This window comes from Agromyces sp. Y782, from assembly GCF_059445405.1.
Genome location: NZ_JCAIUG010000001.1, coordinates 363063 through 381483 on the forward strand (window position 1 = coordinate 363063; position 18421 = coordinate 381483).

The 18421-nt window shown below is 65.4% G+C and carries 18 protein-coding genes; 13 read left to right on the forward strand and 5 right to left on the reverse strand.

The window, feature by feature from the left end; translation table 11 throughout:
- Positions 1-48 precede the first annotated feature (48 nt).
- From AC1C2S_RS01675 to AC1C2S_RS01690, 4 genes are read left to right on the forward strand one after another with little or no spacing between them, the layout of a single operon-like run.
- Positions 49-1245 (forward strand): DegT/DnrJ/EryC1/StrS family aminotransferase, encoded by a 1197-nt coding sequence (locus AC1C2S_RS01675; protein ID WP_495350803.1) that lies wholly within the window; start codon positions 49-51, stop codon positions 1243-1245.
- 1 nt (position 1246) lies between these two features.
- Positions 1247-2209: a Gfo/Idh/MocA family protein gene (locus AC1C2S_RS01680; protein WP_495350804.1), complete on the forward strand. Its 963-nt coding sequence runs from the start codon at positions 1247-1249 to the stop codon at positions 2207-2209.
- A gap of 32 nt (positions 2210-2241) precedes the next feature.
- Positions 2242-2655, forward strand: a complete 414-nt coding sequence (locus tag AC1C2S_RS01685; protein WP_495350805.1) for a GtrA family protein — start codon at positions 2242-2244, stop codon at positions 2653-2655.
- Between the two features lie 2 nt (positions 2656-2657).
- On the forward strand, positions 2658-3635 hold the full coding sequence (locus AC1C2S_RS01690) for a glycosyltransferase family 2 protein (protein ID WP_495350806.1): 978 nt from the start codon (positions 2658-2660) through the stop codon (positions 3633-3635).
- Here AC1C2S_RS01690 and AC1C2S_RS01695 read toward each other — a convergent pair.
- A complete protein-coding gene (locus tag AC1C2S_RS01695) occupies positions 3596-5134 on the reverse strand; it encodes a DUF2142 domain-containing protein (RefSeq protein WP_495350807.1) in 1539 nt (512 codons plus the stop codon). The two genes, AC1C2S_RS01690 and AC1C2S_RS01695, sit on opposite strands and share 40 nt — an antisense overlap.
- Positions 5135-5257: 123 nt before the next feature.
- Here AC1C2S_RS01695 and AC1C2S_RS01700 point away from each other — a divergent pair, with 123 nt between their 5' ends.
- The gene (locus AC1C2S_RS01700; protein WP_495350808.1) at positions 5258-5995 is read left to right on the forward strand and encodes a glycosyltransferase family 2 protein; all 738 of its coding nucleotides are present in this window, start codon (positions 5258-5260) and stop codon (positions 5993-5995) included.
- Complete coding sequence (locus AC1C2S_RS01705; protein ID WP_495350809.1) at positions 5992-6396, forward strand: DUF2304 domain-containing protein; 405 nt, start codon at positions 5992-5994, stop codon at positions 6394-6396. The genes AC1C2S_RS01700 and AC1C2S_RS01705 overlap by 4 nt, the downstream gene beginning before the upstream one ends.
- On the opposite strand, the gene AC1C2S_RS01710 is transcribed toward AC1C2S_RS01705, so the two are convergent.
- Entirely contained in the window at positions 6354-7880 is a 1527-nt protein-coding gene (locus tag AC1C2S_RS01710) for a DUF2142 domain-containing protein (protein ID WP_495350810.1), read from the reverse strand. The two genes, AC1C2S_RS01705 and AC1C2S_RS01710, sit on opposite strands and share 43 nt — an antisense overlap.
- A 219-nt stretch (positions 7881-8099) precedes the next feature.
- On the opposite strand from AC1C2S_RS01710, the gene AC1C2S_RS01715 reads away from it, so the two are divergent.
- Positions 8100-9194: a glycosyltransferase family 2 protein gene (locus AC1C2S_RS01715; RefSeq protein WP_495350811.1), complete on the forward strand. Its 1095-nt coding sequence runs from the start codon at positions 8100-8102 to the stop codon at positions 9192-9194.
- Positions 9191-10273, forward strand: coding sequence for a UDP-N-acetylglucosamine 2-epimerase (locus AC1C2S_RS01720; protein ID WP_495350812.1), 1083 nt, complete (start codon positions 9191-9193; stop codon positions 10271-10273). The genes AC1C2S_RS01715 and AC1C2S_RS01720 overlap by 4 nt, the downstream gene beginning before the upstream one ends.
- Positions 10274-10283: 10 nt before the next feature.
- On the opposite strand, the gene AC1C2S_RS01725 is transcribed toward AC1C2S_RS01720, so the two are convergent.
- Entirely contained in the window at positions 10284-11132 is an 849-nt protein-coding gene (locus AC1C2S_RS01725; RefSeq protein WP_495350813.1) for an alpha-1,2-fucosyltransferase, read from the reverse strand.
- A 35-nt stretch (positions 11133-11167) separates the two neighbouring features.
- On the reverse strand, positions 11168-12439 hold the full coding sequence (locus AC1C2S_RS01730) for an oligosaccharide flippase family protein (RefSeq protein ID WP_495350814.1): 1272 nt from the start codon (positions 12437-12439) through the stop codon (positions 11168-11170).
- A gap of 162 nt (positions 12440-12601) precedes the next feature.
- Between AC1C2S_RS01730 and AC1C2S_RS01735 the strand changes: the two genes are divergently transcribed.
- The 3 genes from AC1C2S_RS01735 (at position 12602) to gmd (ending at position 15815) form a co-directional block, all read left to right on the forward strand.
- Positions 12602-13543 (forward strand): NAD-dependent epimerase/dehydratase family protein, encoded by a 942-nt coding sequence (locus tag AC1C2S_RS01735; RefSeq protein WP_495350815.1) that lies wholly within the window; start codon positions 12602-12604, stop codon positions 13541-13543.
- A gap of 3 nt (positions 13544-13546) precedes the next feature.
- The gene (locus AC1C2S_RS01740) at positions 13547-14719 is read left to right on the forward strand and encodes a DegT/DnrJ/EryC1/StrS family aminotransferase (RefSeq protein WP_495350816.1); all 1173 of its coding nucleotides are present in this window, start codon (positions 13547-13549) and stop codon (positions 14717-14719) included.
- Positions 14720-14792: 73 nt separating this feature from the next.
- Entirely contained in the window at positions 14793-15815 is a 1023-nt protein-coding gene (gene gmd / locus AC1C2S_RS01745; protein WP_495350817.1) for a GDP-mannose 4,6-dehydratase, read from the forward strand.
- A 51-nt stretch (positions 15816-15866) separates the two neighbouring features.
- On the opposite strand, the gene AC1C2S_RS01750 is transcribed toward gmd, so the two are convergent.
- The gene (locus AC1C2S_RS01750; protein ID WP_495350818.1) at positions 15867-16310 is read right to left on the reverse strand and encodes a GtrA family protein; all 444 of its coding nucleotides are present in this window, start codon (positions 16308-16310) and stop codon (positions 15867-15869) included.
- 97 nt (positions 16311-16407) lie between these two features.
- Here AC1C2S_RS01750 and AC1C2S_RS01755 point away from each other — a divergent pair, with 97 nt between their 5' ends.
- A complete protein-coding gene (locus tag AC1C2S_RS01755; RefSeq protein ID WP_495350819.1) occupies positions 16408-17409 on the forward strand; it encodes a glycosyltransferase in 1002 nt (333 codons plus the stop codon).
- Complete coding sequence (locus AC1C2S_RS01760; protein WP_495350820.1) at positions 17409-18419, forward strand: NAD-dependent epimerase/dehydratase family protein; 1011 nt, start codon at positions 17409-17411, stop codon at positions 18417-18419. Before AC1C2S_RS01755 ends, AC1C2S_RS01760 begins: the two co-directional genes overlap by 1 nt.
- Positions 18420-18421: the final 2 nt, after the last annotated feature.

The following is an 18421-nucleotide window of genomic DNA, read 5'->3' on the forward strand; positions in this document are numbered from 1 at the left end:
TCGCCTGCAATGATGGCGGTGGGATGGATGTTATTCAATCGGTCCTCGATGTCGCTGGCGGGACTACCTCGGAGGATGCTTGCGGGTAGATTAGTCGAATGTGCCATGTGTACGGCACCACAGAAACCTATCCCACGAGGCCACATGATTCCCATTACGACCGTGCAGTTCGGCGCCGAAGAGGAGGCGCTCGTCCTCGAGGTCCTGCGCTCGGGTGCGATCGCCCAAGGCCCCAAGGTCGCGCAACTCGAAGAGGGCTTCGCCAGCGCATTCGGCTCGAAGCACGCCATCGCCGTCAACAACGGCACGACCGCCTTGGTCGCAGCGATGCAGGTCCTCGACCTGGAGCCGGGCGATGAGGTCATCACCTCGCCGTTCACCTTCGTCGCCACCCTGAACGCGATCCTCGAAGCCGGTGCCACCGCCGTCTTCGCCGACATCCGCGCCGAGGACTTCAACGTGGACCCCGCCTCGGTCGCCGCGCAGGTGACGGATCGCACCAAGGTGATCCTCCCCGTTCACCTCTACGGCCAGATGGCCGACATGGACTCGTTGGTCCAGCTGACCCGGGAGCGAGGACTGCGCCTCCTCGAGGATGCCGCTCAATCTCAGGGTGCCACGTACAACGGCCGGTTCGCGGGAACCTTTGGATTGGGCACGTTCTCCCTGTACGCCACGAAGAACATGACCACCGGAGAAGGAGGGATCATCACCACCGACGACGATGGACTCGCCGACCGTCTCCGCCTCCTCCGCAACCAGGGCATGCGCGCGCGATACGTCTACGAGATGGCGGGGAACAACTACCGTCTCACCGATCTCCAGGCGGCGCTCGGGATACCCCAGCTCGCTCGCTATGACCAGACAGTCGCCCGCCGCCAACACCATGCACGTCGCCTCATCGACGGCTTATCCGGCGTGGACGGCGTCGTGGTCCCCCAGGTACTCCCCGGCCGTGAGCACGTCTGGCACCAGTTCACGGTCAGGATCACCGCCGACTCCCCCGTCGTTCGCGACGAGTTCGTCACGCGCCTCGGTGAACTCGGCATCGGTTCCGGCGTCTACTACCCGAAGCTGGTTTTCGATTACGACGCCTATCGAGCGCACCCTAATGTGCGCGTCAGCGATGTCCCCGTCGCGCAGCAGATCGTCTCTGAGGTCGTGTCGCTGCCGGTTCATGCCGGACTCAGCGAAGGCGACCTCGACGAGATCATCGGCGCCGTGCGCAGCATCGCGGGGGCATGAGATGACCGCACCCAAACGAATCGTGCTCGTCGGTGCGGGAAACATGGGCTCACATCACGCTCGAGTGATCGCCCAGTCCGGCGTCGCGACGTTGAGCGTGCTCGTCGACCCACGCAAAGACGTCGGATCGGCCCTGGCAGCTCGGTTTGGCGCGACTTGGGTGCCGGAACTGCCCGACCTCGCGGAGATCGACGCCGTGGTGGTCGCTGCGGCGACTGAGGCGCATTTCCCCCTCGCGATGCAGGTGCTCGGGCAGAACCGTCCCCTCCTCATCGAGAAGCCGGTCGCTGATGACCTGCTCAGGACGAAAGAGATCCTCGCCCTCGCCGATGCCAGAGACATCCCCATGATGTGCGGTCTCCTCGAGAGGTTCAATCCCGCCGTCATCACCGCGAAGGCTGCTTTGAACGAGCCGATCCACGTCACTGCGACTAGGCACTCGCCGTACGCACCACGCATCCGCACCGGTGTCGCCTGGGACCTTCTCGTCCACGACGTGGACCTTGCCATCAACATCATCGGATCAGCCCCGACAGACGTCGCCTCCCAGCTCGGTTTCTTCCACCCGGGAAGCGCGGGAGGGGCCGAGGACGTGGCCGAGACGCTCATGAGCTTCGAGCGTGGCGCCATCGCACGCATCTCCGCCAGCCGCGTCGGACAGCACAAGATCCGCACACTTTCGATCGCAGAGCTCGACCGCTTGATCGAGGTCGACCTGCTGCGCCGGGATGTGACGATCTACCGGCACGTTTCGGAGAACTCGGTCGGTGACGGCCCGAGCTACCGTCAGCAGACGATCATCGAGATTCCGGAGATCGCGACGTCGCAGGAGCCGCTCACGGCCCAATTCGCACGATTCATGGACGTGATCGACGGACGTGCGGACGCTGCGGACGAGCGCGCGTCCATCCTGCCGCCGCATGTCGTCGTCGACCACGTCATTGCCCAGAAGGCCGCGGTGTGACGGACGCGAAGCGGCAACCGTCCCGCCGCCGAATGCCCGGCATATTCGAAAGCAGTGCGGTCCGATATCTCATCGCCGGCGGGGCGGCATTCGTAGTCGACTTCGCGTTGCTCGCGCTGTTCCGCCAGGTGTTCGACTGGCCCACCTGGATCGCCGCGGGCACCGCGTTCGTCCTGAGCTTCGCCTTCACGTACACCGTGCAACGCATCTTCTCCTTCGAATCCGACACACCGCATGGTCGGTCGCTCCTGCGCTACACCACGCTCGTCGTCTTCAATACAGCGGCGACGGCGGGCATCGTCGCACTCGTCGACCTCACCGATGCCGGGTGGGGCATCGGCAAGGTCGCAGCGACGATCGTGACGACGGTCTGGAACTACTTCATTTACCGCTACTGGGTCTTCGCCGAGCCGAAGGTCGCACAACCCACTCGATCGGAAGACTGACCGTGTACAAGAACGCGCGCATCGCAGCCATCGTCCCCGCATACAATGAGGCGCTCCTGATCGGACGGGTCATCGAGACGATGCCCGACTACGTCGACATGATCGTCATCGTCGACGACAAGAGCCCCGACAATACGAGCGAGGTCGTGCGAGAGACCGACGACTCCCGCGTCACGCTCATCCGCCATGAGGTGAACGGCGGCGTCGGCGCTGCGATCATCACTGGTCACCGGGCGGCGATGGAAGCGGGAGCGGATGTGAACGTCGTCATGGCCGGCGACGCGCAGATGGACCCCGACTTCTTGCCACCCCTCCTCGACGAGGTCACCGACAACGGCTACGGCTTCGCGAAAGCCAATCGATTCTTCGCACCGGAGTCCTTCCACGGCATGCCCAAATATCGGGTGTTCGGGAACATCATGCTCTCATTCATGACGAAGCTCTCGTCGGGATATTGGCACCTCTTCGATCCTCAGAACGGCTACACGGCGGTGCGCACCGAGGTCCTCAAGCGCATGCCGCTCTCGCACGTCTCGCAGCGGTACAGCTTCGAGAACGATCTGCTCGTGCACCTCAACATCCTTCAAGTGTCGGCCGTCGACGTCCCCGTCCCCGCCGTGTACGGCGACGAGGTGTCGAGCATCAGGCTGCGCAAGGTCGTGCCGGAACTGCTCGACCTGTTGGTCCGCGGCTTCTGGCGGCGTATCTGGTACCGCTACGTGCTCTGGTCGTTCTCCCCGATCGCCCTGCTGCTCTTCCTCGGTCTCGCCATGTTCCTCTTCGGGTTGGCCGTCGCAGTCTGGGTGTGCTTCCAGATCGCCGGTTCCGTGATTGCAACGGCGGCGACTGTCATGCTTGCGGCACTGCCGCTCATGCTGGGCACCCAGATGCTCATCAGTGCGCTCCAACTCGACATCCAGGCGAGCCCGAGCGAGCCGAGCTATCCGCCGTTCGTCGCGGCCGACGGCACCGGCCGGTAGGGCGAACCCGGGCGTTCCGTCGCGCGGATCAGCACGAACGCGGCGAAGGCGACGCCGATCGCCTCGAGGATGATCCAGATGACGACTCCGCCGGGTGGCGTCCATTCGGGCCGCAGGAGCAAGTCGATCACCGAAACGCCGCCCTGGTTGCGCCGCAACGTTTCGACGAGCGACCAGACGTGGCCGATCACGACGGCTGAGCCGACGATCCACACCGCCCGGTTCGCCCAGTTCCGCAGCGCGCCGTCCAGCGCCGGGATCCGAGTGACGGCGACGACCGTGGCGATGAGGCACACGTAGGCAGCGAGGGCGTATCGACCCTGCCAGATGTAGCCGCTCGTGGAGATCGAGGCCGCCTGCACGATGGCCGGCAATAGGATCACGCCGGCCGCCGCCACAAGTTGCCCGGCCAGGGCGCGTCCGTGTGCCGAGCTGAAGCCGGTGACGATGACGGCACCGATCAGGAACGACCAAGTCAGGTAGACGAAGCCCGGCGCCGGCGTGTCGAGCCAGCCGAAGTTCCCGATGATGCCTTCGCTGAAGATGTAGTCGGAGAGCATGTTCACAAATGCTCGGACCGGGGTGTTGTCGGCACCGGGGAACGACCCGAGGCTGCCGAGGGAACCGGTCAACAGTGTCCACCCGACGCCGCACACGCTGGCGAGCGCGATGACGGCGACCGTTACGGCCCCTGCGGGGCGTCGCATCTCGCGGATGATCGTCGCCCAGGGTACGACCGTCAGCACGATGGCGGAGATCAGGACGACCCAGAGCGGCGAGAGCCCCCGTGCCTGCGGAAGGAGAGCACCCGCTACACCCACGGCGAGCAGCCACGGCCAGCGGCGCGCCAAGGGCGCAGGCGATAACAGGTGGAAGAGGCTGCTGATGAGCGCGAGTGCCGCGGCGACCTCAAGGGCGTTCGGGTTGACGGCTGCTGTGAGGAAGAGCACCATAGGCGTGACCGCGGCCGCGGCGCCGAGCGCGACGAATTTCGAGGCGCGAAGACGCGTCAGCGCGAGGATGCCGACCGCGAGGAATCCGGTGGTCATGAGCGCGCTGACCAGCCGCATCCCGTAGACGGCCACTGCACCATTGTCGGGAACGAGCAAAGAGGGCCACCCCACCAGGAGGTAATAGGCGGGGTTGTAGAGACCAGCGGATGTCGGCGCCTCGACGGACTTCCCCGTGCCGACGTAATCGCTGGTCATACAACTCGCCGGCACCTCCGGGTGGAAGGCGAAGCACGGCCATGCATAGGAAAGCGCGATGCTCTCCGGAACGGTCACCATGCGCACAGCGCCCTGATCCGTCGGATCTCCGAGGAACTGGCCGCGGACGACGGACGCTGCTTTCACGATGTGCGCCGGCTCGTCGGGACTGCCGGACAGTGGGGTGGCGAACGCCCACGCCGTGGCGGCGAAGAACAGGCCGAGCCAGATCGCGAAGAAGGCCGCGAGGGGCCGGGAGAGAAACCGAGAGGCGCGGTCGAGGAGGTTCATTGCTTCCAATCTGGCGCTTGCACCGAAGATTCGATCGGGCGCTCGCGGAGACGAGTTTAGCGGCCGCCGGATGCATGTCCGCAGCTTCCGGGCGCGACGACCGGGTGATGTTACGCTCGGGGCGTGCAATCCTCGCTCGATCACGTACTCATCGTGCTGCCCGCCTACAACGAGGAAGAGTCGATCGCCGAGGTCATCCGCGAGATCGAGATGGCTCTTCCCGGGGTCGACTGCCTCGTCGTCAACGACGGCTCGAGCGACCGGACGACGGAACGGGCGCGTGCGGCCGGAGCCATGGTCGCGCAGCTGCCGTTCAATCTGGGCGTCGGCGGCGCTATGCGCCTCGGTTTCAAGTACGCGGTGGAGAACGGCTACGACGTGGTCGTCCAAATCGACGCCGACGGCCAGCACGACCCGCGATCGGTGCCCCAGCTGTTGGAGATACTGCCGGAAGCCGACATCGTGATCGGCGCGCGCTTCGCCGGAGTCGGCCAGTACGATGCGAGCCTGTTACGGCGGATGGCCATGGGGGTGACTGCCAAGGTGCTGAGCCGGACAGCGCGGCAGAAGCTCACCGACACGACATCCGGATTCAAGGCGTGTGGACCACGCGCGGTGAAGTTGTTCTCTCAGAACTATCCGGCCGAGTATCTGGGCGACACGATCGAAGCCCTCGTTATCGCGGCCCGCGCCGGCTGCATCATCCGCCAGGTCCCGGTCGCGATGCGTCCGCGGTCCGGCGGCCGCCCATCGCACAACCCATTCAAGGCGGCCGCGTACCTCCTCCGCGCCTTCGTGGCGCTGAGCTTCGCGTACATACGACCGGCGCCGCCGGTGGCTGCCAGGAGCACGACAGCATGAACCCCACCGCGTACGCGCTCGGCGTGGTCGCCGCGCTCGCCACGTTCGTCGTCGTCATCGAACTCTTGCGCAGGCGTCGCCTGCGGGAGCGACACGCCGTCTGGTGGCTCCTGGCCACCGCATTGGCAGTCGTCGCCGGCATTTTCCCCAACATGCTGGTATGGGCGTCACAGGCGCTCGGAGTCATGCTTCCGTCCAACCTGGTGTTCTTCGTCAGCATCGCCGTGCTCGTCATGGTGTGCATCCAGCACAGTGCCGAACTGACCGACCTCGAATCCGAGACTCGCGTCCTCGCGGAACGCGTCGCGCTACTCGAACTCGAGCTCGTGTCCCAGCGTGAACAGCCGACGGACCGCCGTCAGTCCACCGACGCTCCGGAGGACGGCGACGCGACGGCTTGACCGCTGTCGCGACGGACGGTCTCACGGTTCTCGAAATCGAGCGGCTGACCTTCGTCGAGACCGAGCTGCTGCCCGTCGATTCGCCGCCACACCAGAAAGGCGAGGGCGGCTGTCGCCACGGTGAACGCGACGCTGCCGGCGAACCACACCATCATCGGGGTGATCGGTCCGCCCCACCACCACTCGCGCTGAAGGTCGAGATTGAAACCCTGCACATCAAGGCCGGTTACGTAGCGACGGATGTTGACATGCAGGGCCACCGAGTTCGCGACCGAGAGCCCCAGTGCGACGATCGCGATCTGGAATCGCGATAGGCCAAGGTTCGGACGGCGCATCCCGGCGAGTGCAACACCGCCGAAAATGATGATCAATGGGTAGATGTAACGCGGCTGGACGTACTCGCCGATGACAACGTTGTCGTGCAGGAGGATGTACATCGGCACCACGATGAGGCTGAATGCCACGCCGCCGAGGCTGAGCCACTTCCGGATCCCGCCGGTGCGCAATCCCCAGAAGACCACGGCGCAGAACAGGCCGAGTGTGGTGATCCAGACAATTCCGGGCATGAAGGTGTCGAGCCAGCCCAGGCCCCACAACCCGAAGACGCCCGCCCACAGCTGAGGCAAGAGTTTGGCATCCATGAACGCGAGGGTGCTCAACGGATACTCGCCATCCACGGCGTCGGACGAGACGATCGCCGATTGGCCAGTACTGAAGAACAGCACGACCGAGAGCACGGATAATGCGACGGGGAGGAGGGAGTAGAGCGCAAAACGACGGTCCGCGCGGAAGGCGAGCACTGTTCCCGCCGCCATCGCGACCACAGCGTAGATCGCCGAATCGCTGCGCGCGCCCGCTCCGATCACGACGAGGGCGGCGCTCATGCCCGCGAGCATCCACTTCTTCGCGCCGGTCTGCTCGAAGAAGCCCCAGATTGCCAGCCAGAGGCCGGCGGCGGAGAGCACCGACCACCCGCTCGGATTGACGCTGGCGATGAGAAACATGCCAAGGGGAACGAGCGAGATCGCCGTGCCCCATCCGAGGATATGTCGCTGCCGTCGTGGGAGGAGCAGGAACAGCCCCGTCAGCACGGCGACGAAGAGCGTTGAGTTGACGACACGCATGGCAACGATCGACGTGGACAGGTCATCACCCACGAAGGGGTGCATGGCCTGAAAGAAGACCGGCGGGTACGCATGGCCGTTCCAATTGCCGCGGTCGGTGGTCTCCATCCCCTCACCGAGTGCGCACGACGCGGCCTGCTCGGAGTAGAACCGGAAGCAGGCGGCCGCGTTAACCAGATCGGTCGGCAGTGTGCGCTTCGACTCCGATCCGGTCTCCTCGCAGACCCCGGCGCTCGGACTGCCTGCGCACCAGATGCTCGCCATGTGGTAGTCCTCATCGGGACTGGAGCCGGGCGGCGAGGCGATGGCCCAACTCAGCAGGGCGCCCAGGAGAGCGAGCGGGGCGAGGATCGCCGCCACCACACGGAGTCGCGAGCCGGTCCTCGTCATCGTCGTTGTCACGCCTCGTTCATCCATTCGCCGCACTGTGCATGGTCAGGGGAGCTGCGACCGAGCGCCCGCGCGACGCGGTTAAGCTGGACGGGTGATCTCCCACAACCACATATGCTATCGGCCGCGACCCGACAGCCAGATTCGCGCGGCGGCCGGGTGCTCCGTCGCGGCACGCGTGGCCGGCCGGTGAGCCCTGCGAACGGCGATGACAACCGGCCCGCGCTGAGTGTCGTCATCCCCTCGTACAACTCGGCACCGTGGCTTCCGAGCACCCTCGCCGCCTTGGCCGCGGCCATCGAAGACGCGCGGGTCACGGTCCAGGTGATCATCGTCGATGATGGCTCCACGGATGACACCGCAGATGTGGTGCAGCGCTCGGCCGTCAACTTCCCCGGGGCCGTGGAACTGGTGCAGCAGCCCAACCGTGGACGATTCCTGGCCCGGTGGGAGGGAATCGACCGAGCGACCGCGGAGCTGACCCTGCTCCTCGATTCGCGCGTGCTCGTCGATCCGTCCGCCCTGTCCCACGTCTTCGACAGCCTGGCCGGAGCCGATGTGCCCCGGCCGTGGAATGCGCACGTGCGAATGGCCCCGGGCGCCCCGCTCGTCGGACTGTTCTGGGACGTCCCCACCCACATCTTCTGGGGGAGCTATCTGCGCGCTCCGCGCCCCATGGACATCACGAATGAGACGTTCGATTCCGTGCCGAAGGGGACGACGATGTTCCTCGCGCCGACCCGCGTGCTGCGCGAGGCCTTTCGCGCATCCTGGCCGTCCGGCGACGCCTCCCTGATGTCAGACGACACCACGGTGCTGCGCTGGATCGCCGAAGCTCACCCGATCAGAATCGACCCGGGCTTCTCGGCAACGTACCGACCCCGCACGACGGTCCGCGGATTCGCCTCGCACTCCTTCCTGCGAGGGACGCTCTTCGTGGACAGCTACGCAGGTACGAGCATCGCTCGTTCCGCGATGCTCATCGGACTCGCGCTGCTCCCGCCTGTCGCGGTGGTGACCGTGGCGACGCTCGCGCTCGGCGGGCACGGTACCGGGGTGCTCTGGGTTCTCGGCATCATCGTCGCGCTCGCCCTGCTCCCCCTAATCCCGGCGGCGGTGAACCGATGCCCGGGGCGGAGCCTGCTCGCCTATGCGCGCTATCTGCCCGTGTTCGTCGTACCGTTCTGGGCGGGGTTGGTACGCGGGATTGTCGTGCATCGAGCAAAGTTCACCCGCCATGGTTCGTCATCCCAGCCCGATGGCAGCGAACAGGAGACCGCATGATCATCTTCATCTACGGAACCACGGCGGAGGCGATCAAAATCGCCCCGGTCGCCCGGCGCCTCGGCGACCGCGGGGTGCCCTACCAGCAGTGGATCACGCAGCAGCACACCGAGTCCCTGCGGAAGGTCATCCCCCAGCTCGGTCTTCCCGCACCCGACCGGATCATCGCGAACGGGAACAAGGGAGAACCGCTGACCTCGCCTCTCCAGATGGTGGGCTGGGTCATGACCGTGTTCCGCTGGGGCCTGGCCAACATCCGCGGCATCCGCAAGGACCTGCCCAAGGGCTCGGCGGTCATCGTCCACGGCGACACCGTCACCACGGTCCTGGGAACGCTGATCGGACATCGACTCAAGGTACCGGTCGCCCACGTGGAGGCGGGCCTCCGGTCCGGCAACTGGCGCCACCCTTTCCCGGAGGAACTCGATCGTCGCATCGTCGGCCGGCTGGCCGACATCCACTACGTGCCGTCAGCGGAGGCAGCGCATAATCTAGCGGGCCGGAAGAACGTGGTTAACACGCACGGGAACACGGCCAAGGACGCGGTCCTCGACACGCGGGCGGGGGATCAGGAGACCGAGGCGCCATACGGCCTAGTCCTTCTGCACCGTTTCGAGTTCATCTCGAACCGTGCCCTCGTGCGGGAGACACTTGAGACGCTCGACGCACACAGCCCGGTCGAGCTGCGCGTCATTGTGGATTCTTATTCGCAGGACGCCGTCGTCCAGGCCATCGAGGAGCTCGGGCTCGAGAAGTTCGTCGTCATGCCGAAACTGGAGCACGGCCGTTTCGTGGCCGCGCTCCGCTCAGCCGCATTGATCGTGACGGATTCCGGCGGAATCCAGCAGGAGTCCGCGGTCGTCGGAACGCCGACTCTCGTCCACCGGAAGACCACGGAGAGCGCCGAGGGCATCGGCACCAATGTCGTCTTATCGGGCTGGGACCTCAGCGTCCTGCAGGAGTTCCTGTCCGGCTACGAGTCACACCGCGTCGCGGACCCGGATGCCGGGGCGTCTCCCTCCGACATCATTGTGGACGACCTCTTCGCCCGCGGCATCGCGGTGAGCCGAGCCGACTGACGTCGTCGCCCTAGCGGGCGTCCAGCGCGATCCACTCCGGCTTGAGCAGGTCGGACTTGGCCGTACCGGTCTGATTCCAGGGGCGCGGCACGACGACGGGCACGTCGCGTCCGTCCTGGTACTGCATGAGGGCGGCCGCCCACCAGCTGAAGCTCGAATTGCTCATGATCATCGCCTTGCCGAGGGCCATGGCCTTGAGGGTCGCCCAGGTCCCGAGGACGTCGTCCTCCACGAACTCGAATTCGCCGTCAGTGCCGGACAGCTCGGTCTTGACGAGGTCGACCGAATCGGAAAACACGCGCACGGGCAGGTCGACGCCCTGCCTGCGCAGCTGACGGATGGCGCGCTGAGCATAGGCCACCGTCGCGACGAACTGCCGGTCGGGCGAGACGTTGAGATAGTCGCCCCGGCGGAGGTGCAGCGTGATCACGTCGCGCCGCGCCATCTCCTTGATCACCTCGGTCTCGCGGGTCGACTCATAGACAGCCAGCATCCTAGACAGGATGTCGGACTCGATGCTCTCGAAGTACTTCGGCGACTGGAAGTAGCCGAAGAGCGTGGTGCCGGGGCGGATCGCGTGGATGGCGGGCTGGTAGGCATCGCCGTCGCGCTCGAAGAACGTGCGCCCCCACGGTCGCTTCGGCACGGGCAACACACGCTCCGCGTTCAGCCGGACGGCGCGCCAGGAGCTCTCCGGCGGAATCAGGACGTGACCGGGATGCTCGATGGCCTGCAGGCCGAGGCCGTGCGTCCCCTGCACGGAGAAGTGCGAGACGTCGAGATACAGCGGACAGCCGAGCCGATTCGCCTGCTCCCATGCCGCCGCGAGGATGAAGAGCTGGTTGCCCAGCCCGCCCATGACGTAGCCACAGACACCGTCGGCACCAACACGACTCATCTATTCTCTCCCTGTGAAGCTGCCCGTGCGTGAGCGAACTCGACCGCGATGAAGGCGATCAGGACGATCGAGCCGATCACCGCCTGCCAGACCAGTAGCGCTCCGACATCGGGAATCACCGACGTGAACGCGATCCACTGACCGGCAACCGATAGTACCAACACCGTCGCGGCCACCTTGGAAGCGGACGCCGTCATGCGGATGAGCATGCCCTGTGCGACGATCCACGGCAGGTAGGCGAGCGAGACGGGTATCAGGAGCTCGGCCGCCTGATCGTACGCAGACCCGTAGAGCAGGGAGATGACCAACGGTCCGAACAACAGGAAGAAGAACACGAGGGCGACGCCGGTCACCGCTGCCAGGCCCGCCGTCGCGAGGACGCCGAGTCGCATCAGGCGCGGGTTGTCGCGGTTGCGGACGAAGCGCGGCAGCAGGTAGAGCGAGAGGGTGGACGGGAGGAGGAACGCCGCCTTCACCAGCACCGCCACGGCGGCATACTGGCCGGCGAGCGTCTGGGACGCGCCGGCTCTCAGGAGTAGGACGTCGGAACTGGTCAGCCAGGCGAACGAGACGGTCAGGACGATAATGGTCAGGCCGGCGACCGAGAAAGCGCCCTGGACCGGTCGGGGGATGCTCCTGGCCGCCCACCATGCCCCGATCAGGGCGACCAGCGTCGCCGCGACAACGGCCCCGATGACACCGGACAACCCCAGTCCGATGAGGACGACGAGGATGGTCATGGCGACTCGGATGACCAGGGACTGTGTCGACCACCACACGGCAGAAGCCACCCGTCCCGATCCCTGGAGCAGCCCGAGGTACTGCGCGAAGAGGAAGCTCAGCGGGATGCACGCCGCCGCCGCGAGGATGACCCAGACCTGCGTGTCGAGCGATCGCGCCAGCACCGGCGACAACACCGCGACGACGACGAGGCCGAACCCGCCGAGGACGAGCGCGTCGACGGGCCACCGATGCCGTCGCTTCTGAGCGCCGTCCGCCGTCAGGGCGGAGGCCGTGTGCACCGTCACCAGGTTCTGCAGCGAGGAGCTCCCGATGGCCGCCACGTTGACGACGACGAAGAAGGCGGCGAGCAGGCCGAAGTCCGCAGGCGCGAGGTACCTCGCGCTGGCGATCTGGAAGACGAACGAGGCGAGCACTCCGACGATCGTCGCTATCGCGATCGCCGACAGGCCCTTGGCGTGCGTCCTGAGGTGGCCCCCTCTGCCAGCATCGCCGGCGGTATGGTCCTGCTCTGGTCCGTCGGTCATCGTGGTGTGGGTATCCTCACGGGGATCTGGGACATGGAACGGACGCATTGGGAGGCCGATGCGTCTCGCGATGTGCAGATCCACACACTACAGGCCGTTGCGGCGTGAGCGCCGGGAGGCCGCCTGCCCCGCGCCGTTGACTCATCGACTATTCTCGACGGAATGCGCGTACTTCTCACCGGCGGCAATGGCATGCTCGCCCGGTCCATAGCCGATGCCTGGACCAGAACCGGCCGGCCGGCCGAACTGATACCGGTCACCCGCGCCGACGGCGACCTCAGGGAGGCCGACGCGGTGCGCCGCATCATGGCGGACGTCCGGCCAGACGCGGTCATCCATGCGGCCGCTCGTGTCGGCGGTATCGCGGCGAACATCGCCGACCCGGCCGGGTTCCTGATGGACAACCTCCGCCTGGATTCGAACGTGCTGAGCGCCTCGCTCGAGTCATCGGTCGAGCGGTTCGTCTACTTCGGCAGCTCGTGCATGTACCCGAAGGACTACCGCCAGCCGCTGGTCGAATCCGACGTCTTGGCTGCCCCTCTCGAGCCGACGAACGAGGGCTACGCCATTTCCAAGATCGCCGCCGCGCGATTCTGCGAGTACGTGGCCGGCCAGTTCGGACACGCCTATCGCGTGATCATCCCGTCGAACCTCTACGGCCCCAACGACGACTTCGACCTCGGGAAGGGTCACCTCGTCGCGGCAAGCATCGCCAAGGCTCATGCGGCCAAGACCAGCGGCGCCTCGTCCATCGATGTCTGGGGAGACGGAACAGCACGGCGCGAATTCACCTACGTCGGCGACCTGGCCGGATGGCTGGTGGAGAACCTCGACCGGCTGGCGGACTGGCCCACCCTGATGAACGTCGGCAAGGGCGAGGACCACAGCATCCTCGACTACTACCGCGCAGCGCTCGCAGCGGTCGACTACGAGTGCGAGCTGGTGACGGACCCCTCGAAGCCGGCCGGCATGCACCAGAAGCTCATGGACTCGTCTGTCGCGGCGCAGTTCGGCTGGACCGCGAGCACGTCCCTCGAGGACGGCATGACGGCGTCCTACGACGCGTACCTGAATACGCTCGCAACTACCGGAAACGCAGGCTGAACGATGTCATCCATCCGCTTCCCCCTGGCGACGACGACGTGGGACTCCCAGGAGTACGACGCCATCCAGCGCGTCGTCGAGAGCGGCCGATTCACGATGGGGCCCGAGGTCAAGGCCTTCGAGGACGAGTTCGCGGCCTCGGTCGGCAGCCGGCACGCGGTGATGGTCAACTCGGGGAGCAGCGCCAATCTCATCGCCATCACCGCGCTCGTGACGGCTCCGCACATCGACCTGAATCCAGGCGACGAGGTCATCGTCCCCGCCGTCTCCTGGGCGACCACGTACTACCCCGTCCGCCAGTTGGGCCTCCGGCTGCGCTTCGTGGACGTCGACCTTGACACGCTCAACATCGACCTCGCGGCCGTCGAAGCCGCGATCACGCCGGCGACCAAGGCCGTGCTCGCCGTCAACCTGCTCGGCAACCCGGCGGACCTGATCGGCCTGAGCGCGCTGTGCGCGCAGCACGGGCTGATTCTGATCGAGGACAACTGCGAGTCCCTGGGTGCATCCATCGATGGCAAGCAGGCGGGTACTTTCGGCATCGCCGGCACGTTCAGTTCGTTCTTCTCACATCACATCTCCACCATGGAGGGCGGGCTGATCACGACGGATGACGACTACGTGCACCAGGCCGCCGTCTCGCTGCGTGCGCATGGGTGGACCCGCGAACTCCCGTTCGACAACCTCGTCCACGCGAAGACCGGCGACAGCTTCGACGACCTCTTCCGGTTCGTGCTGCCCGGATACAACGTGCGGCCGCTCGAGATGTCGGGTGCCATCGGGCGCCAGCAGATCCGCAAGCTGCCGGGCATCGTCGAGGAGCGGCGCCGCAACGCGGCTCGCTTCACGGAGGCGTTCGCCGGCAGGGAGAATGTGCGCATCCAACAGGAGAACGGCGCGAGCAGCTGGTTCGGGTTCGCCCTCGTGCTCGAGGGTACGCTGTCCGGTCGCCGCTCGGATGTCGTCCAGGCGCTGACCACGGCCGGGATCGAGAGCAGGCCGATCGTCGCGGGCAACTTCACCCGCAATCCCGTCATGCGCCACCTCGACGCGATCGTGCCGGACGCACTCCCGGCGGCCGATCGCATCCACGACGACGGCCTGTTTGTCGGAAATCACCACTTCCCCATCGACGACGAGATCGGTATCCTCGCAGAGGTCTTCGACAACCTATGACGGTGGTCGCTCAGCGCGCGCTATGTCGCCTGCGGTGGGCGACAGCCCCGGACAGAAAGCCATTCGATCTGACATGGAACCCAAGAGAGCATTCATCACCGGAATCACCGGGCAGGACGGCAGCTACCTGGCCGAACTGCTGCTGTCGAAGGGCTACGAGGTGCACGGCCTCATCCGTCGCGCCTCGACCTTCAACACGGTCCGCCTCGATCACCTCTTCGAGGACCCGCACGCGCCCGGCCACCGCCTCACGCTCCACTACGGCGACCTGACCGACGGTTCGCGCCTGGTGACGCTGATGGACAGCATCCGCCCCCAGGAGATCTACAACCTCGCGGCGCAGTCTCACGTGCGGGTCAGCTTCGACGAGCCTGAGTACACGGGCGACACCACGGGCCTCGGGACGACCCGCCTCCTGGAGGCGATGCGGCTCGCAGGGCTGGAGAGCCGGTACTACCAGGCGAGCAGCTCGGAGATGTTCGGTGCCACCCCGCCGCCGCAGAACGAGTCGACGCCGTTCTATCCGCGTTCCCCTTACGGCGCCGCAAAGGTCTACTCCTACTGGATGACCAAGAACTACCGGGAGGCCTTCGGGCTGTTCGCCGTGAACGGCATCCTCTTCAACCACGAGTCGCCGCGCCGCGGTGAGACCTTCGTGACTCGGAAGATCACGCGCGCGGCTGCACGGATCGCCGCCGGAGAGCAGAGCGAGCTTTACATGGGCAACCTCGATGCCGTACGCGACTGGGGCTACGCGCCGGAGTACGTCGAGGCGATGTGGAGGATGCTCCAGCACGACACCCCGCAGGATTACGTCGTCGCCACCAACGCGGCGTACACCGTGCGCGATTTCCTCTCCTTCGCGTTCTCCCGGGTCGGGCTCGAATGGGAGAAGTACGTGCGTTTCGACGAGCGCTACATCCGGCCGACGGAGGTGGACGCCCTTGTGGGCGACTACGGCCTCGCCCAGCGCGAACTCGGCTGGACTCCCTCCGTCACTGCTCCCCAACTCGCTGAGCTCATGGTCGACCACGACGTGAAGGCGCTCGAGGGTGGCGGATCCCACCTCACCGACGTCGTCGACTGGGCCTCCTGACGCGTGTGCTTCGTGCTGGGCTGGAACGACGGACACCAGCCGGTGCGGTGTCTACGAAGCTTCTCTCGCGGAGTCGCCGTAGTCCGGGCGGCGACGGAATGAGAAGTTCTTGTGACCCACGAAACTCAGCACGGTGGTGACGACGAGAATAATCGCCTGAGCGAGCAGAGGAGGGACCCCAACCACCTCCACGAGCAGCGGTAGCGTCAGCGCATTCGCCCCGATCGCGACGATGTAGACGCTGACGAACCTGACCAGGTCACCGAACACTCGTCCTTTGACGGCGAAGACGAACCGCCGATACAGGATGAATGCGAGCCCGATGGCCAACGCGTAGGAGATGGCCAGGCTGATCAAATAGCCGAGTGGGACGTCTGCGAACACCCAGTGAGCGAGCGCCGCGAAGATGACATACCCCACAACGGTATTGGTGGCGCCGACCATCAGGAAGCGGATTCGTTGGTCGGCGATCAACCTCGACATCAGGCGAATCATCGACGCTCCCTACAGTTTCTGCAGCAATAGTCTCGCTGTCTCTGAATCGATAGTCTAGTCAGGCGAGATCTGCTCGCTGCTCGACCAGAAAGCGCACATGCACACAGACGCCCCCTACGAACCGCACCTCGTCTCCGTGGTGATCCCGGTTTACAAGGGAGAGATGACACTGGCCGATCTCGTGGCTGAAATAGCGCTCTTCACAGACACCTCCACATCCGCTGGCGGCGCAGAATGGCGGGTTACGGAAGTTCTCCTCGTCTTCGACAACGGCCCTGACGGATCGGCGCAGGTCATCCGCGAACTGGCACGCCAGTACGACTTCGTCCGTGGAGTCTGGTTGAGCCGCAACTTCGGCCAGCACTCGGCCACTCTTGCGGGAATGGCTTCGAGCGGATCCGAATGGATCGCCACCCTCGACGAGGACGGCCAACACGATCCCGCAGCCATCGGTCTACTGATCGATTCCGCCCTCTTGAACTCATCGCCAGTGGTGTACGCTAAACCGACCAACGCGCCACCCCATGGTGCGGCGCGCAACGCAGCTTCCCGAGCAGCCAAGACGATCACCTCGCGTCTGGCACCCGGTCAGGCCACGACTGACTTCCAGAGTTTCCGACTTGTGCTCGGAGAGGTCGGAAGGAGCGTGGCGGCATATTCCGGGTCAGGCGTCTATCTCGACGTTGCACTCGGTTGGGTCGCCTCTCGCACCGCGACCGCCGACGTCGAGTTCCGTGACGAGGGCCAGCGAGTGTCTGGATACTCTCTGCGAAAACTCATCAGCCACTTCTGGCGATTGGTTCTCTCCAGCGGCACTCGGCCACTGCGGATTGTTGCGGCGACGGGAGCTGTTTTCGCAGGAGTCGGCATGATCCTGGCGATCGTGTTCATCGTCCAACGATTGTTAGGCGTCGATCTGCCTGTCGGATGGACTTCGACTATGACCGTACTCCTGCTGGTATCGGGCGCCGTGCTCTTTTCTGTGGGAATGGTCGCCGAATACCTTGGATTGGCGGTCAACATGGCGATGGGCAAGCCCCCGTACCTGATCGCGAGCGATCCCGGTGATGGTCCGCTGGGGCGCGGCCGTCAGACTTGATGACCACCGTCAGCTGGGTGATCGGCGCCGGCGGCCTACTGGGTTCGGGTGTCACGCGCCGACTCCGCGCATCCGGGGAATCCGTGTTCGATGGTCCCCGCATCAGGTGGGACACATCCGAGTGCATTGCCGATCTCATCGTTGGTCTCGGCAGTTTCGTGGAAACGGTCTCAGGCAGCCAGTGGCAGCTGTACTGGTGCGCCGGGGCCGGAGTGACCGGTTCGACGGCGGAGAAGTTTGTCGCAGAGGTGAAGATCTTCCAGTCCTTTCTCGATCTTGTCCGATTGCTCCCTGCGAATGTGCTGGAGCGAGGCAGCCTGTTCGTCGCATCATCTGCGGGTGGGGTCTATGGCGGATCCCATGGCGCGCCATTCGACGAACTCTCGGAGACGTCCGCTCTCGGAAACTACGGGCGTTCGAAGCTCGCGATCGAAGGGATAGCGCGGGGATTCTCCGAATCCACCGGCGTTCAGTGTCTCGTCGGTCGAGTGTCTAATCTGTACGGACCGGGTCAGAGCTTGACAAAACCACAGGGACTCATATCTCATCTGTGCCTGTCGAGCTTCACACGGAAACCGCTGTCCGTTTTTGTCCCCTTGGACACACTGCGCGACTATCTGTACGTCGATGACGGCGCCGATCGGATCATCGCTGGCGGCCTGTACCTGCGGAGCATGACTCGCACTCCGTTTCACGTGAAGGTGATCGCGTCAGGTCGCTCTGTGAGCATCGGTGCCCTTCTCAGCGAATTCGGACGCGTAGCCGGCCGACGACCGGACATCATCATGGGTTCGTCGCCTCACTCTGCACTGCAGAGCACCGACCTCCGTCTCCGGTCCCTGTACTGGCCGGAACTCGACCGGCGCACCGCTACGAATCTCGCTGATGGCATCGCACGGACTCTGCAGGACATCCGAAGCGCCTTCCTCCATCTGGCAGCTTCCCCGGACGCCTCTGGTGACGTCGTCGCTGCCAAGCTCGGGAACGGCAATACGCCAGCCCCACGCTGACA